This window comes from Variovorax sp. TLI9-5A, assembly GCF_056867935.1.
Window position 1 is genome coordinate 2,906,349 of sequence record NZ_CP200310.1, and the last position, 14,563, is coordinate 2,920,911.

16 protein-coding genes and 1 pseudogene are annotated in these 14,563 nt (G+C 67.0%); 12 read left to right on the forward strand and 5 right to left on the reverse strand.

The genetic code is table 11. From position 1 onward, the window contains the following. Positions 1 to 31: 31 nt before the first annotated feature. The 4 genes from AC1VNX_RS13800 to AC1VNX_RS13815 all read left to right on the forward strand — a co-directional run bounded on the left by AC1VNX_RS13800 (position 32) and on the right by AC1VNX_RS13815 (position 2,911). The gene (locus tag AC1VNX_RS13800) at positions 32 to 550 is read left to right on the forward strand and encodes a hypothetical protein (RefSeq protein WP_483157194.1); all 519 of its coding nucleotides are present in this window, start codon (positions 32 to 34) and stop codon (positions 548 to 550) included. Then, positions 550 to 1,176: a hypothetical protein gene (locus AC1VNX_RS13805; RefSeq protein ID WP_483157195.1), complete on the forward strand. Its 627-nt coding sequence runs from the start codon at positions 550 to 552 to the stop codon at positions 1,174 to 1,176. Before AC1VNX_RS13800 ends, AC1VNX_RS13805 begins: the two co-directional genes overlap by 1 nt. Positions 1,177 to 1,207: 31 nt before the next feature. Further along, positions 1,208 to 1,612 (forward strand): RidA family protein, encoded by a 405-nt coding sequence (locus AC1VNX_RS13810; protein ID WP_483161951.1) that lies wholly within the window; start codon positions 1,208 to 1,210, stop codon positions 1,610 to 1,612. Positions 1,613 to 1,894: 282 nt separating this feature from the next. Continuing rightward, positions 1,895 to 2,911 (forward strand): patatin-like phospholipase family protein, encoded by a 1,017-nt coding sequence (locus tag AC1VNX_RS13815; protein ID WP_483157196.1) that lies wholly within the window; start codon positions 1,895 to 1,897, stop codon positions 2,909 to 2,911. A gap of 156 nt (positions 2,912 to 3,067) precedes the next feature. Here the strand turns inward: AC1VNX_RS13815 and AC1VNX_RS13820 are convergent, their stop codons facing one another. After that, positions 3,068 to 3,961 (reverse strand): LysR family transcriptional regulator, encoded by an 894-nt coding sequence (locus AC1VNX_RS13820; RefSeq protein ID WP_483157197.1) that lies wholly within the window; start codon positions 3,959 to 3,961, stop codon positions 3,068 to 3,070. An 82-nt stretch (positions 3,962 to 4,043) separates the two neighbouring features. On the opposite strand from AC1VNX_RS13820, the gene argC reads away from it, so the two are divergent. Beyond that, positions 4,044 to 4,970 carry an N-acetyl-gamma-glutamyl-phosphate reductase gene (gene argC / locus AC1VNX_RS13825; RefSeq protein ID WP_483157198.1) on the forward strand — a complete coding sequence of 309 codons (927 nt, stop codon included), beginning with the start codon at positions 4,044 to 4,046 and terminating at the stop codon, positions 4,968 to 4,970. A gap of 46 nt (positions 4,971 to 5,016) precedes the next feature. On the opposite strand, the gene AC1VNX_RS13830 is transcribed toward argC, so the two are convergent. Further along, on the reverse strand, positions 5,017 to 5,595 hold the full coding sequence (locus AC1VNX_RS13830) for a dihydrofolate reductase family protein (RefSeq protein ID WP_483157199.1): 579 nt from the start codon (positions 5,593 to 5,595) through the stop codon (positions 5,017 to 5,019). A 238-nt stretch (positions 5,596 to 5,833) separates the two neighbouring features. On the opposite strand from AC1VNX_RS13830, the gene AC1VNX_RS13835 reads away from it, so the two are divergent. After that, positions 5,834 to 6,889 (forward strand): DMT family transporter, encoded by a 1,056-nt coding sequence (locus AC1VNX_RS13835; protein ID WP_483157200.1) that lies wholly within the window; start codon positions 5,834 to 5,836, stop codon positions 6,887 to 6,889. 29 nt (positions 6,890 to 6,918) lie between these two features. Here AC1VNX_RS13835 and AC1VNX_RS13840 read toward each other — a convergent pair whose 3' ends face one another. Both AC1VNX_RS13840 and AC1VNX_RS13845 read right to left on the reverse strand, forming a co-directional pair. Next, positions 6,919 to 8,166: an MFS transporter gene (locus AC1VNX_RS13840; RefSeq protein WP_483157201.1), complete on the reverse strand. Its 1,248-nt coding sequence runs from the start codon at positions 8,164 to 8,166 to the stop codon at positions 6,919 to 6,921. Positions 8,167 to 8,213: 47 nt separating this feature from the next. Beyond that, positions 8,214 to 8,423: pseudogene (locus AC1VNX_RS13845) on the reverse strand (chromate efflux transporter); the annotation flags it as partial. Between the two features lie 445 nt (positions 8,424 to 8,868). Between AC1VNX_RS13845 and AC1VNX_RS13850 the strand changes: the two are divergent. Further along, entirely contained in the window at positions 8,869 to 9,228 is a 360-nt protein-coding gene (locus tag AC1VNX_RS13850; protein WP_483157202.1) for a hypothetical protein, read from the forward strand. Positions 9,229 to 9,232: 4 nt separating this feature from the next. On the opposite strand, the gene AC1VNX_RS13855 is transcribed toward AC1VNX_RS13850, so the two are convergent. Further along, a complete protein-coding gene (locus tag AC1VNX_RS13855; protein WP_483157203.1) occupies positions 9,233 to 9,655 on the reverse strand; it encodes a GFA family protein in 423 nt (140 codons plus the stop codon). A 324-nt stretch (positions 9,656 to 9,979) separates the two neighbouring features. On the opposite strand from AC1VNX_RS13855, the gene AC1VNX_RS13860 reads away from it, so the two are divergent. From AC1VNX_RS13860 to AC1VNX_RS13880, 5 genes are all read left to right on the forward strand, one after another. Further along, positions 9,980 to 11,281 (forward strand): UDP-N-acetylglucosamine 1-carboxyvinyltransferase, encoded by a 1,302-nt coding sequence (locus AC1VNX_RS13860; protein ID WP_483157204.1) that lies wholly within the window; start codon positions 9,980 to 9,982, stop codon positions 11,279 to 11,281. A 92-nt stretch (positions 11,282 to 11,373) separates the two neighbouring features. Further along, positions 11,374 to 12,417 (forward strand): NAD(P)H-dependent flavin oxidoreductase, encoded by a 1,044-nt coding sequence (locus AC1VNX_RS13865; RefSeq protein ID WP_483157205.1) that lies wholly within the window; start codon positions 11,374 to 11,376, stop codon positions 12,415 to 12,417. Positions 12,418 to 12,451: 34 nt separating this feature from the next. Then, positions 12,452 to 13,129 (forward strand): alpha/beta hydrolase, encoded by a 678-nt coding sequence (locus AC1VNX_RS13870; protein ID WP_483157206.1) that lies wholly within the window; start codon positions 12,452 to 12,454, stop codon positions 13,127 to 13,129. A gap of 125 nt (positions 13,130 to 13,254) precedes the next feature. Next, the gene (locus AC1VNX_RS13875; protein WP_483157207.1) at positions 13,255 to 14,163 is read left to right on the forward strand and encodes a DUF3014 domain-containing protein; all 909 of its coding nucleotides are present in this window, start codon (positions 13,255 to 13,257) and stop codon (positions 14,161 to 14,163) included. Positions 14,164 to 14,287: 124 nt separating this feature from the next. Continuing rightward, a complete protein-coding gene (locus AC1VNX_RS13880; RefSeq protein ID WP_483157208.1) occupies positions 14,288 to 14,545 on the forward strand; it encodes a hypothetical protein in 258 nt (85 codons plus the stop codon). Positions 14,546 to 14,563: the final 18 nt, after the last annotated feature.

A 14,563-nucleotide genomic window follows, 5' to 3' on the forward strand; every position in this document is an offset into this window, starting at 1 on the left:
TATGCCCAATTTCAGATTTCAGGAGAGCCTGATGGCTACCAATAACTCGGCCGCGATATTGGATTTGATAAGGGCAAACGCCCAAAAACTGCGCGCCGAGCAAGAAGAAGCCAATTCCGTCGATTGGTCTGCACGGCGGTCGTGGTGGCAGCAACAAATCCAGCAGCTCTACGAGCACCTCGATGAGGTCCTGCGTCCTCTGGCGGAGTCCGGGGATCTGCAAATCAGTCAGCGCCCCCAAACCATTCATGAGGAATCCCTGGGTCAATACGAAACGGAAACCCTGGAGCTTTCCATCGGGCGGCGCAGCGTCGTGCTGAAACCGATTGCCTCCGTGATCATCGGCGGAGTCGGCCGGATCGATCTTCAAGGTCCCGAAGGCACAGCAAGGCTGATCCTGGCGACTCCAGATGGACAGGACGATCGGGAATACAGGACCAATGCGAAGTGGCATGTCACAGCACCGAGCCGGCCCTTGCCGCTCGCGGAGATGGACGACAAGACCTTCCTCGAACTCTTTGCCCAACTCATAGGTATCCGGAGCGAGTAGTGCTCTTCTTCCCGAACAGACAGGGCTATCTGGAACCAGAGGCAATCTTCGAGTGGTATCAGATGTGCGCCGCGGCCATCGATTCGCATCGGGCGGCGTTTCTCAACTGGCTTTCAAACGGGGCGACCGGCGTTCCTCCGTCGCCGCTCCCGTCCGCACTGATCGGCGGCACACGTGAAGATGTCGTCGAGCATTTCGATCAGGTTGCCAAGGAGCTGGAGCTTTCGTCGGTTCTCTGGCTGGTGACCGCGTGCGAAGGGCGCCTGAGAGTCGATCTGCGGACACGATTGAAAGACCAGGACTTTCTGGCCACGCGTCTCCAGATCGCGAGAAATGGCCGGGCGCAAGAGTTCCTGGTTCCCCTGGAGGACGAGGGAATCTTCGATGCCTGGAAGGCCTTCATCCGAGGGCATGTCACCGGGCCGCTTCAAGACCAGGCAGTCAATGCGATGGGGTCCGTGAAGCCGCTCATCGATCTGCGGCACTGGCTGGCGCACGGCCGCTATTGGCAGACCAAGGTGTCGACCACTGCCCAGACGCCGGCGGCTGTCAGGAATGCAGTCACCCAGTTTTTCCGTTTGCTCGATCAATGCGCGACAAAGGCGGGTATCCGTGCGGTGGCGTGAAGGCTGACCAGGCGATGGCTGGGGCTATGAACTGCTCCTGCCCGCAACCGGCGCATGCAGCGCCATCAGCTCGCCGCCCGGCAGGTGCCGCTATTCGCCCGCAGTCCGCTCCAACGGCTTCCTGTTCGTGTCGGGGCAGGTCGGCAGCCGCGAGGACGGTTCGCCCGAGCCTGACCTCGAAGCGCAGGTGCGGCTCGCCTTCAAGAACCTGAACGCGGTGCTGGGCGCCGCCGGCTGCACCTTCGACGACGTGGTGGACGTCACCGTCTTCATCGTCGACCCGGAAACGAACTTCGAGAAGGCCTGGAAGATCGTGCCGGAGTTCTGGGGCGATGCGCCGCATCCCACGCTGACCGGCATCGGCGTGACCTGGCTCTATGGCTTCAAGTTCGAGATCAAGGTGATCGCGAAGCTGCCCGGCAACGGCGAGAGCTGAATCGCTCGCGAAACCGAGGAATGACGACTTTCTTTGTATGGAGACTGCTGTACAGCCCGATCGACCTGCTCCCCCAGAGGCCGAACCTCACTCGTTCAAGTGATGCATCGCCCCGCGAATTGACCCACATTCCGCCCTGAGATCCGTGACTATCGATCGTTCGGCGTGGGGAACGATCACTTCATCGCATCAGCAGTCCCCCGCATTGAAAGTCCCGGCGCCTTCGATGGAAAGAGGGCGCCTTGCGTCCATTCATCCATCCACTCGAGCAAGGAGCACAGCATGTCTTTCAAGATTCTCTGCTGCGACGGCGGCGGCATTCGTGGCGTCATCACGGCGTTGTTGATCCAGGACCTGGACAAGAGCTTCGGCATCGTCGCGGGCGCGAACGGCTTTGCCGGCACGTCCACCGGCGGGCTGATCTCGCTGGGGCTGGTGAATGGCGTGGCCATCGGCGACATCGTGAATGTCTACGAGAACGACGGCGCCACGATCTTCAAGCCCAATGGCTGGCTGCTGGACGCGCAGGTCAAGCAGCAGGACAGGGCCCCGGCGCGGTCGACCGAAGAGCTGCTGGGCAGCGGCCCGGGCATCTTCGAGTGCCAGTACGTCAACACCGGCCTGCAGCAGGTCGCGCAGCAACTGGTGGGCAGCGGAGCGCTGTCATCGGCGAGCCGCTTCGTAGCGGTCAACTCCGCGCGGCTGTGGGACCCGAGCCAGAACAGCTGGGAGCCCTGCACCATCTCCAACGGCCCGAGCAACGCCTATCGCGGCATCAGCATGGTGGACGCCGCGCTGGCCACCTCGGCCGCGCCGACCTACTTCCCGCCATACCAGGTGGGCAGCTACGGCTACTTCGCCGACGGCGGCACCTTTGCCAACAACCCTTCGATGACGGCGATGGTGGAGGCGATCTACCAGGGCTACGCGAGCGCTCCGTCCGACGTCCTGATGCTGTCGCTCGGCACCGGCGTGAACCCGGTTGGCATTTCGCCCGGCTCGGTGTCGAACCCGCTGGACTGGGGCGTCACCCACTGGCTGTGGCCCTTCAGCAATGGCACGGTGCCGGCGACGGCGCTGCTCAACCTGACGATGGATGCCACCGCCGAACTGGCGGCGATCCAGGCCGGCCAGCTGCTCGGCGGCAACTACATGCGCGGCAACGTGCCGCTGGCCCAGCCCTTCGGCCTGGATGACTACAAGAACGTCGGCCAGTTGGTGAGCGCGACGCAAAGCTACATCAAGACCTCGCCCGAGTGGGCGAATGTGCGCAACTGGGTCGAGGCGAACTGGACCTGAGTCTGAGCCTGAGCCTGAGCGGGGATGGCGGTGCGAGCCGATCCGTCTCCCCATCCATCGCATGCTCCCAATGCTCGTCGAGCATGCGGCGTCCACGCGCGGCGCAGACCTTGCGGGCGTCGGCCTCCTTGAACGTCGACGCATCGGGCAGTCAGCTCAGCCGCTGGCCGGACCCTTTTCAGGCAGCAAGGCGTCCATGACGAAACGCGTCGGTCCACTGGCGCCCCGGTCGCTGACCGCGAGGCCCAGCTGCCGCCACAGAGCCGGGCTGAGTGGACGCACGGCGATGCGAGGGTCGCGCGCGCTCTCGTGCGATTCCTCCGGCAGCAGCGCCGCTCCGTAGCCCGCGGCAACCAGTGTCCTGATCGCGTCGTTGTAGTTGAGTTCGATGCGCGGCCGGCAATGGACGCCAGCCGCGGAGAACCATTCCGCGGTAAGCCTGTAGAGGCGCGTGGAGGAGTCGTTCATGATCAACGGCTGCTGAGCCAGCCACTGCGGAGTCAGCCGCCTCGGTGCCTTCCAGTCCGCCGGCAGGAAGGCGACGACCGCCTCGCGCCGCAGGGGCGTGACATGGACGCCCCGCACGGGCGCCTGCGGCAGCGCCACGACCGCCAGATCCAGGCTGCCTGCTGCGAGCCGGGTCATGCTCTCGTTGGAGGTCAGCACCTGCACGTTCACGTCGATGCCGGGATGGTTGCGGGCGAGGCGTCCGAGCGCGGGCGGCAGCAGATGCGCGATGGCACCCGTCGAGGCGCCCACCCTCACGCGGCCTGTTTGGCCCGCGAGTTGGCGTCGAACGTCCTCCACTGCTTCGTCCGCGTCGGCCAGCAGCCTGCGGGCACGCGCAATGAAGCGCTCTCCCAAGGCGGTTGCTTGCGCGGGCCCCCGTCCCCGGACGAGCAGCTGGCCGCCCAGGCGCGACTCCAGTTCAGCGATCTGGACGGTGACCGTGGGGGCCGCCAGGTGAAGGGCGCGTGCGGCGTTGGCCAGGGAGCCGAGGTCGGCGATGGCGACAAGGGTGCGCAGATGGTCGAGGCTCAGTTCCCGCATGACGCCAATTTAACTTTTCTTAATCCTGGGTTCCATATATTTAGCTGGAGCCATCGAGGTCGGATGCCTACGATCGCGCTCCATGGACCTCAAAATCTTCATCGACGGCGATCAGGGCACCACCGGCCTTGACTTGCAGAACCGGCTCAGGGGTGGGGAATTCCGCGTCCGCACATTGCCGGCGAACCTGCGCAAGGACGCGGCCGCCCGAAGGGCCGCTCTCAACGAGTGCGACATCGCCATTCTTTGCCTGCCCGATGCAGCGGCGCGCGACGCGGTGGCGATGATCGAGAACCCTTCGGTGCGCGTGATCGACGCCAGCTCGGCTCACCGCACCAGCCCGGGCTGGGTCTACGGCCTGCCCGAACTCGATGCAGGGCAAGGCGAACGCATTGCCACGGCAGCGCGGGTTACGAATCCGGGCTGTTATCCCACCGCCGCGGTTGCCCTGCTGCGACCGTTGACGGATGCGGGCCTCCTGCCCGCCGACTATCCGCTTGCCATCCATGCCGTCTCGGGCTATTCCGGTCAGGGCAGGGCGGGGGCGGAAGCGCACGAGGCCGGGGCGGGAGCGCATTCGTTGAAGCTTTACGGTCTTGCACTCGAGCACAAGCACGTGGCGGAAATGGAGACCTACGCCGGCCTGACGCAGCGCCCCATCTTCGTGCCGGCCTATGGCAGCTATCGGCAGGGCATCGTGCTCACCGTCGGATTGCACGCGCGAATGCTTCCCTCCGATGTCTCGGGCGTGCGCATCCACGAATGCCTTGCGCAGCGATACCGCGACGCGGCGCACGTTCACGTGCTGCCGATGTCGTCCGCCGTGCCGATGACCGAGCTGGACCCGCAGGTCCACAACGGCTCGAACGATATGAGCCTGGCCGTTGCGTGCAATGAGCGCACGGGTCAGATCGTCCTGGGCGCGGTTCTGGACAACCTTGGCAAAGGCGCCGCGGGGGCGGCTGTGCAGAACCTGCGATTGATGGCAGCCGAGATGGAGACGGCGTAGCGAGCTGATATCGACGGCAACTGCCGAGGCCGCGCCGTCCAACTCGTTACGTGGCCTGCAGCGGCCCGGCGAGCTTATAGGTATTGATAAGGAGGCCGGACGGCGTCGTCTTGGTGCTGGCGAGTTCGAAGGAGCACCCCGGCGTCCCCTCGGCGAAGAGGCGCTTGCCCGTACCCACCAGCACCGGATAGACGATCAGCAGGACCTCGTCCGCAAGCCCATGCTCCAGCAGCGCCGACGTCAGCGTGGAGCTGCCCCACAGCACAAGGTTGGGGCCTGCCTGCGACTTGATGCGCCGCACGCCCTCGACCAGATCCGGCCCGACGCCTTCGAACGGCCCCCATGCGAGGCTCTCCGGGCGATGGGTGACGACGAACTTGGTCGCTGCATTCAAGCCATCCGCCATCGGACCGGCCGGCGCCTTCGGCCAATAGTCCGACCACATGTCGTACGTGCGCCGGCCCAGCAGCAGATCGAAGCGCCCGCCGTGCGCGGCGAGCACCTCGTCCCGGCCGGCGGGAGTCCGGTAAGGTGCCGTCCAGTCGGCATAGGGGAAGCCGTCTTCGCTGGAAGGCTGGATCACGCCGTCGAGCGACACGTGCTCCATGAGCTTGAGCTTTCTCATCCGGGTCTCCGTGTTTGATGGTTGGGGTTGGAGGGACTGCGGATGCTGAACTGCTCTTGGCCTTCGCGCAACTCCGCCGGGACGGCAGGCCGTCGCCGTGGCTTTCGGAGTGCGCCGAGAATGCGCCCACCAACCCCAGGAACATGAAACTCCCGGCATTCAGGAGTCTCTGCGCCGCTGAAGCTGGCCGATGGCCGCAAGCGGACAGCCACTCGCTTCACGGTGAACAAGGCCTCTCATGACGGCGACACACTTCTCCCTGCCCGCCGTACGCGGCGGATTGCTCGCGCTGCTTGCGGCGCTTCTCTTCGGCGTCAGCACGCCGCTTGTCCAGCATTTCGGCAAGGGACTGGGGGCATTCACCACCGCCGCGTTGCTGTATGCGGGCGCGGCCGCCGTCGGCATGGCCTCGCGTCAGCGGATAGAGCGGGAAGCCCGCGTGGTGCGAGGCGATGTTCCCCGGCTCCTGTCGATGGCCGCCTTCGGTGCGGTGCTCGGGCCCGTGGCATTGGCCTGGGGGCTGCAGCACACGAGCGGCACCAGCGCGTCGCTGATGCTGACGCTGGAAGCTCTCTTCACGGCGCTGCTGGCGCGGCTGCTGTACCGGGAGACGATGGACCGCCGCGTCTGGGCGGCGATGCTGCTCCTGCTCGTCGGCGGCGCGGCGCTGGTCCTGGACCAGGGGCGCAGCGGCGCCGCGCAGCTGTGGGGGATGCTCTCGGTGCTGCTTGCCACCGCCGCCTGGGGCGCGGACAACACGCTCTCGCGCGCGCTGGCGGAACGCGACCCGGGGCAGGTCGTGCTGGGCAAGGCGGCAATCGGGACGGTGGCGACGACCGTTCTCGCCTGGCTGCTCGGCGAGCCGTGGCCGGCGTGGAGCGTCGCGCTGGCGCTGTTCGCGATCGGCGCCAGCGGCTACGGGCTGAGCCTGCGCTTCTACCTGCTCGCTCAACGTGCCTTCGGTGCGGCGCGCACCGGCTCGGTCTTCGCCTTCGCGCCGTTCATCGGCGCAGCCTTCGCCATCGCACTGGGCGATCGAAGCGGAACATGGGTGATGGCCGCGGGCGGCGTCCTGATGATGCTGGGGGTGGCGCTGCACCTGGCGGAGTCGCACGGCCACGAACACGAGCACGAACGCCTGGAGCACGAGCACGCGCATCGCCATGACGACGGCCATCATGACCACACGCATGACGTGCTCCCGGTAGGAGCGCACAGCCACTCTCATGTGCATGAGCCGAGGCGCCATGCGCACCCTCACGTTCCCGACGTGCACCATCAGCACAGCCACTGAACCGCCGAACCGGCGCCGTCCGGCGGCGCCTACTCGCCGTGCAGCCGGTTCCGCCGCATGGCGCGCCAGAGCGTGAGGTCATAGACGATCTTCAGAAGCCCGCACGCGACGAGCGGCGACGAGATCCATCCGGCAGCGAACAGCGCGCCGCTGAGCGTCGGGCTGATGGCCGCGGCGAGGCTCCTCGGTACGGCTGTGAAGCTCGCAGCGGCATTGCGTTCGGCCGGCGTCACCACGGTCATCACATAGGCCGTTCGCGCGGGCACGTCCATCGAGGACAGCGAGCTGCGGATCATCAGCAGGCCCAGCGCGACCGGCAGGCTGGGCGCCAGCGCGGCAAGCACGAGGCAGACGTTGGCGGGCAGGTGCGTGAAGACCATGGTGTTGAGCAGGCCGACGCGCTGCGCAACCAAGGGCGCCGCCAGTTGCGATGCGGCGCTCAGCAGGCCCGTCCAGAAGAAGAACACGCCGGCCTGGGTCAGCGAGAAGCCGAACCGCTCCAGCAGCCAGAGCGACATCAGCGCGTTGACCGTGAGCCCGCCGGCGAACGCATCGACGCTGAAGAGCGCCGCCAATCGCATCACGACGGGGCGAGAGGGCCCCAGCGGCGCGGGCGCTACGGGCAGGCCGTCTGCGTTGCCGGCGCCTGCATGGGTGGGCAGGTTCCGATAAAGCCGGAAGACGGCCAGTCCGATCACGGCGTAGACCACGAACATCCCGCGCAGTGCGTCGAGCCGTGCGAAGCCGGTGTGCCGGACCAGCCAGTCGGGCACCGCCGCGGCCAGCGCTCCCAGGGCTGCGCACAGGGCACCGAGCAGGCTGTAGCGGGCGAACAGCGCGGTACGCGCATGGCCCTGCGCCGCACCGGCCAGCCGGGTGTGCTCCAGCGGAAGAAATACGCTGACGTCGCCCGAGCTGGGGTTGAGCGTGCCGATCACCGCGACGAGCAGCAACGGCCAGAACGAGGAAAGCCCCGCGAAGCCAAGGCCGGTGGCAGCCATCAGCAGGGCCGCGCCGCGAAGCAATCGCCCCGCAGCGAAACGGTATCCCCAGACGCCGACCGCCAGCGTTGCGAGCGCCGAGCCCAGCATCGTTGCCGTGCTGACGATGCCGACCTCCAGTGTTCCCAGCCCTAACGAAAGCAGATAGGCCGGCAGCAGCACGGCCATGTACCCGTCGGCGAAGGCGCGGAGTCCCCGGGCGACGAGCACGGGCAGGGCGCCGGGATCGGCCCCGGAGGGCAGCAGCCGCATCAGGCCGCAGCGTGGGCGAGGCATGGACGGCGTGCTCATCGGGTCGCCTCGGTCGAGGCCGGGGGGCGGATGTGCAAGAAGCTCTCCTCGCCGATCCGGCGCCGACGCTCGACCAACTCGACATGCAAGTTCGCGATCTGGCCAGCGGGGCCGCCGAAGCCGATGAAGCCGATGAAGCCGATGAAGCCGAGCTTCAGCCAGAAGCGGAAGGCTTCGGCAAAGGAGGCGGGCTCGGGGGGCGCGGAGAGCGCGGGTGACGTGTGAGGCAAGGCGGTGTCCACGGAAGTCTCCGTTGTGAGTCGCCAGCGCTTGGACGGGACACCGTCTTTCCTTGCAGATCGGGAGGCTGTTTTCCCGGGGAACGATCCTAGCAGGGCACGGGCACCTTGCCTTGGAACGTGCGCTGCGAACAATGTCTCTGCCCAAGGCAGCTCTGGATTCGGGCTCTTGACGCCCTTCGGCTACAACGCTTACATTGCCCCCGCCTCGTGATGAGCGAGGCCGGGTTTGACAGCCCGCCGACATCCTGCGACGAGAGCCGCAGCCACCGCACTGGTCTGCGGCTTTTTCGTTTGCGCCTAATTTTTAGGCGGCTCGAACGGGAGGGCTCGCGCCCTGCCGGTTTCCGCAAGGATGTCCCGGTCTGTCAACCCGTTCGAGCTGCCGCCCTCGTTTGACAGCGGGTGCGTCGGTTTCTGCAAATCGACATCCTTGGGAGGCCCACTCATGGCCAATGCTTCTTCAAACGACGCGGCAAGCGCCAGCGCTCGCTGCGCTTGCGCTCCTTATCGTCCCTCCGCCCAGTTCAAGCCCTTCGAGTGGGTCCAGGGTGACCGGCTCGGCGATTCGTCCCGGCAAGACCAGGCCGCATTCCTCAACGATGCACGCGACGTGGTGCAGGGCGCGCAGACGCTGGTGCAACTGCTCGGCTGGGACGAAGACCGGCGCGATGCCGCTTCGTCCGACGCAGACCCCGCGCCGCTCTTCGATGCCTGCCAGCGAAGCTCGCTGCAGCGGCTTCTGTCGGCGACGCTGGGGCTTCTTCATGCGCGGATCGAAAGCCAGTGCGAGGCGCTGACGGGGTAGGGCCTCAATTGCCCGGCGGCATCCGCTCGAATCTCGTCAGCGCCGGGTCCAGCATGTCCCATTCGTACCCCCGCACGGCATAAGTGACCGCCTGCGGCCTGAACCGGCCCGGGTCATCAAGACTCGCTGCATGCACGGTAATGACATCCGGCATCGCCGCATAGGTCATGTACACGGGCGAGCCGCAGGTGGGGCAGAACGCGCGGGTTTTCACGTTGCCGCTGTCGCCGACCATGTCCCACAGCGTGGCGCTGCCCGTCTGCTTCGCGCCGCCGCGCATGAAGCTCAGGTACGAGCCGTGGCCGGTGCCGCTCTTGTGCTGGCAGTCGAGGCACTGGCAGTGGTTCTGGAAGATCGGCTCGGACGGGATCTCGTAGCGGATCGCGCCGCAGGCGCAGCCGCCGGTGTAGGAGGGGGCGTGGCTCATTTCACTTTTCCTTCGGATGTTGGTTGTTTCTCCAGCGAATGGGGCTGGGTGCAGCCAATCTAGGGGAGCCGGTGCGGGGTGGGGGAGTAACAAGTTCGTCGCGAGTCGGTCCGCGAACGCATCGATGGGCGACCGATGGAATCCGAAAGTAATGCGAAAGAGTTGCCAATCTGGCGTCTTCTGCCTTGAGTTCTTACAACTCGGCCCCGTTCGTGCCGCTTTCCGACGGTAAAGTCCTGTCTCCCGTTTCGGACTATTTCCGAATCTTTTCCTGCCGCCTCCACTCCCGGTCGCTTTCCCGCCTTCTCGCGCGCTCTCTTCTCCATGTCCAACCTCATCGTGCACGGCGGTACGCCGCTGCGTGGCCGCATCACCCCTTCCGCCAACAAGAACGCAGTGCTGCCGGTGCTCTGCGCCACGCTTCTTACCTGGGAGCCGCTGCGCCTGCATGGCGTGCCCGACATCACCGATGTGCGCAAGATCCTGGACATCTTCCGCACCCTGGGCAGCGACGTGCGCATGGACCACGAAACGGGCACGCTGGAGCTGCACCACCGCGAGACGGCCTTCGACGCATCGCGCCACCGGCTGCCGGAGGAGATGCGCTCGTCGATCATGCTGGTGCCGCCGCTCTTGGCGCGCTTCGGCGTGGCGCGGCTGGAGGACAACGTCAAGGGCTGCACGCTGGGCGTGCGCGAGATCGATCCGCACGTGGAGGTGTTCCAGCGCTTCGGCGGCGAGGTGGAGCGCACCGAGGGCTCGCTGCTGGTGCGCAGCAAGGGCAGGCTGATGCCCACCGACCACTGGCTGGACTACGCCTCGGTCACGACCACCGAGAACTTCGTGCTGTGCGCCGCGGCCACCGACGGCGCCTCGACATTGACCAATGCAGCCTCGGAGCCGCACGTGCAGGAGTTCTGCCGCTTCATGTCGATGATCGGCGTGCGCATCGATGGCATTGGCACCTCGCGGCTCACGGTGCACGGCGGCGGCACGCTCAAGGGCGGCGAGTTCCGCTTCGATGAAGACTTTCACGAGATCACCACCTTCCTCGCCCTGGGCGCCATCACCGGCGGCGACGTGATCGTGCGCAACAGCGCGCCCGAGAACTTTCCGCTGCTCGACCGCACCTTCGCCAAGTTCGGCGTGCAGATCGAGCACAAGGAAGGCTGGTCGCGCGCGATCCGCAGCGGCCCGCTGAAGGTGCAGACGCCGTTCACGAGCAACGTGCTCACCAAGGTCGAGGCGGCGCCGTGGCCTTACTTTCCGGTGGACCTGCTGCCGATCTTCATCGCGCTGGGCGTGCGTGCCGAAGGCAACGCGATGTTCTGGAACAAGGTGTACGACGGCGCACTGGGCTGGACTGGCGAGCTCTCGAAGTTCGGCGCGCACGTGTTCTCGTCCGACCCGCACCGGCTCATCACCTTCGGCGGCAATCCGCTGACGCCGGCGGTGGTCGAGAGCCCGTACATCATCCGCGTGGCGATAGCGCTCTTCATGGTGGCGGCGAGCATCGAGGGCCGCTCCGAGATCCGCAATGCGGCGCCGATCCGCCGCGCGCATCCGCGCTTCGTGGAGAACCTGCGCAGCCTGGGCGTGCAGGTGGAGTGGACCAGCGAGGAGTGAGCTGAAGCGGGGCGATGACCCTGCCGCCGCGGCGACCTCCGGCTTGGCCGGAGAATGGCCGGCATTCGACAAAACAGAAGGAGCGCCCTCGAATGACCACGCTGCAACAACTCCTCGGAACGGATCTCCCGCTCATCCAGGCCCCGATGGCCGGCATACAAGGCAGCGCAATGGCCATCGCGGTCAGCAACGCCGGCGGCCTGGGCTCCCTGCCGGCAGCTATGCTGGGCACCGACGCCCTGCGCAGCGAGATCGCCGCGATCCGCGCGGGCACCGACAAGCCTTACAACGTCAACTTCTTCTGCCACACGCCGCCCGTGCCCAGCGCCGAGCGCGAGGCTGCCTGGCGTGCCGCGCTGGCACCGTATTACACCGAGTTCGGCATCGACGCAGCGAGCATTCCCACCGGCCCGGGGCGCAACCCCTTCAGCGCCGAAGTGGCTGGGGTGGTGGCCGAGTTCCGGCCTGCGGTGGTGAGCTTTCATTTCGGGCTGCCCTCCGAGGAGCTGATGGCGCAAGTGCACGGCTGGGGCGCGAAGGTGCTGGCTTCGGCCACCACGGTCGAGGAGGCGCAGTGGCTCGAGGCGCGCGGCGTGGATGCCGTCATCGCGCAAGGGCTCGAAGCCGGCGGGCATCGCGGCCATTTCCTGTCCCACGACCTGACGCGGCAACTCGGCACCTTCGCGCTGTTGCCGCAGCTGGTGCATGCCGTCAAGGTGCCGGTGATCGCGGCCGGCGGCATCGCGGATGCGGCCGGCGTGGCCGCCGCCATGGCGCTGGGCGCGGCGGGTGTGCAGATCGGCACGGCCTACATGCTGACGCCCGAGGCAACCACCAGTGCGATCCATCGCGAGGCGCTCAAGAGCAGGGCCGCGCGGCACACGGCGCTTACCAATCTCTTCACCGGCCGGCCGGCGCGCGGCATCGTGAACCGCGTGATGCGCGATCTAGGCCCCATCGGCGCGGCGGCGCCGGAGTTTCCGCTGGCCACTTCAGCCATCGCGCCGCTGCGTGCCAAGGCCGAGGCGCAGGGCAGTGGCGACTTCTCCCCGCTGTGGTCGGGGCAGAACGCGACCGGTTGCCGCGAGATCCCGGCAGCCGAGCTCACGCGCGAGCTGGCGCGAGGGTTCCGCTGAAGAAAAGAAAGAAGAAGGAAAGAGAACCAGAACCATGACCCAGCTTCACCTGCCCCTGAAATTCCTCGCGCACGGCGCGAAACCCGATGTGCGCGAGCCCTGGCTGCTGGTGCTGATGCACGGCGTCGGCAGCAACGAGCAGGACCTGTTCGGCCTGGCGCGGATGATGCCGCCGCAGTTCCACGTGCTGAGCCTGCGCGCTCCCTATGTGCTGTCGCCCGACGCCTATGCGTGGTTCGAGTTCCAGGTGCTGCCCAACGGCGAGCGCCGCATCGACGAGGAGCAGGAGCGCGAAAGCCGCTTTCTCGTCAGCGAGATGCTCGCCTCGGCCGCGCAGCAGCTGGGCGTGCCGCCGGAGCGCGTGATCGTCGGCGGGTTCAGCCAGGGCGGGATCATGGCGCTGTCGCTGCTGCTGACCAAGCCCGCGAGCGTGCGCGCCGCGATGGTGTGGCACAGCCGGCTGCTGTCTCAGGTGGTGCCGCACATCGCGCCGCCCGAGGCCTTCGAGGGCAAGGCGCTGTGGGTGAGCCATGGCAGCGCCGACAACGTGATTCCGCCGAGCGCGGCGCAGGCCACGCGCGATCTGGCGCGCACCTTGCCGCTGGCGCTGTCGGGCACGGACTTTCCGGGCGCGCACGAGATCCGTCCGGCCGAGCTGCAGGCCACGCTGGCGTGGTTGCAGGCACTCAGCGCGCAGACCGGCGCGGCATGAGCGGCTGAACTTGAGCGCGGTCGCCGCGTCACAGGGCGTTACGACGAGGCGGGCCGGCCATGACCCGATCTGGTGCACCATAGCCGCTCGCCTTCCTGACACTCCAGCACAAGGAACCCGCCCCTATGTCCGATAGCGACACCCGCGACGCCCCCGAGTTCAGACCCCGCCGCGAAACGCCCATGGGAACCATCGTCGTCGCGGTGCTCGTGCTGCTCGCGGCCGGGTTCTTCGGCTGGCGCTGGTACCAGCAACAGCAGCAGCCGCCCGAGACCACGCCGGTGGCCGCGGCGCCGAACGACGGAACGCCGCCCCCGCCGGCACCTGCGCCTGCACCTCAATCCCAGGAACCGCGAAACCCGATGGACGGGATCGCGGTGCCCGACGCGGGGCTCACGAACGCCACCGACACGGATACGCGCGTGATGAAGGCGCTCGTCGACCTGTTCGGCAGCAAGAACGTGGCCGACTTCCTGCAGTTCGACGGCATCGTGCGCCGCTTCGTGGCAACGGTGGACAACCTCGCGCGCGAGCAGGCGCCAGCGAGCGCGTGGCCGGTGCAGCAGACGAAGCAGCGCTTCATCACTTCGGGGCAGGGCGACAAGCAGGTCATCGCCGCCAACAATGCGGCGCGCTACAACCCCATGGTGCTGTTCGCCGAGTCGGTCGATCCGGCGAAGGCGGCCAAGGCCTATGCGCGGCTCTATCCGCTCTTCCAGCAGGCCTACGAAGAGTTGGGCTATCCGGGGCGCTACTTCAACGACAGGCTCGTCGCGGTGATCGACCACCTGCTGCAGGCGCCCGAACCCGCCGGCCCGGTGCAGGTGCGGCTGGTCGAGGTGAAGGGCGACATTCCCTCGCAGCGCCCGTGGGTGCGCTACGAATACGCCGATCCGCAACTGGAGGCCATGTCCTCGGGTCAGAAGATCATGGTGCGCATGGGGCTGGAGAACGAGCGCAAGCTGAAGGCCAGCATGCGCGCCTTCCGCGAGCAGATCGCCACGGGCGACGTGGCGAAGAAGAAGCAGCCCTGACTGACGGCGGCGCCGAGGTGGCCGTGGGCCTCCTCCGGCGCGCCGTGTAGGCGCGCACCGATTGCACGGGAGCCGGGTGTCGCCGAGGCTTGGGTTCCGAAACCAAGCTCCGGAGGACCACCGTATGAACCAGATGAGCGTCGACCTCTACCAGAGTGCCACCGATTCGGAGAAATTCCTCGCGCTTCCCGCGGGCACCGATCCTGACGAACTCATGGGCCCGATGACCTTCGACCGGGACTACGCGCAGATCAGGCGCTACCGCGAGGCATTCCAGTTCGATCCGTCGCAGGCCTATGCGGGCGTCAACGCCGCCAAGATCGCGGCGGACATCCTGACCGTGAAATGGGCGACCTACCGCCGCGAGCCTTCGTCATCGTAGAAGGACGCGGCTTCGCGG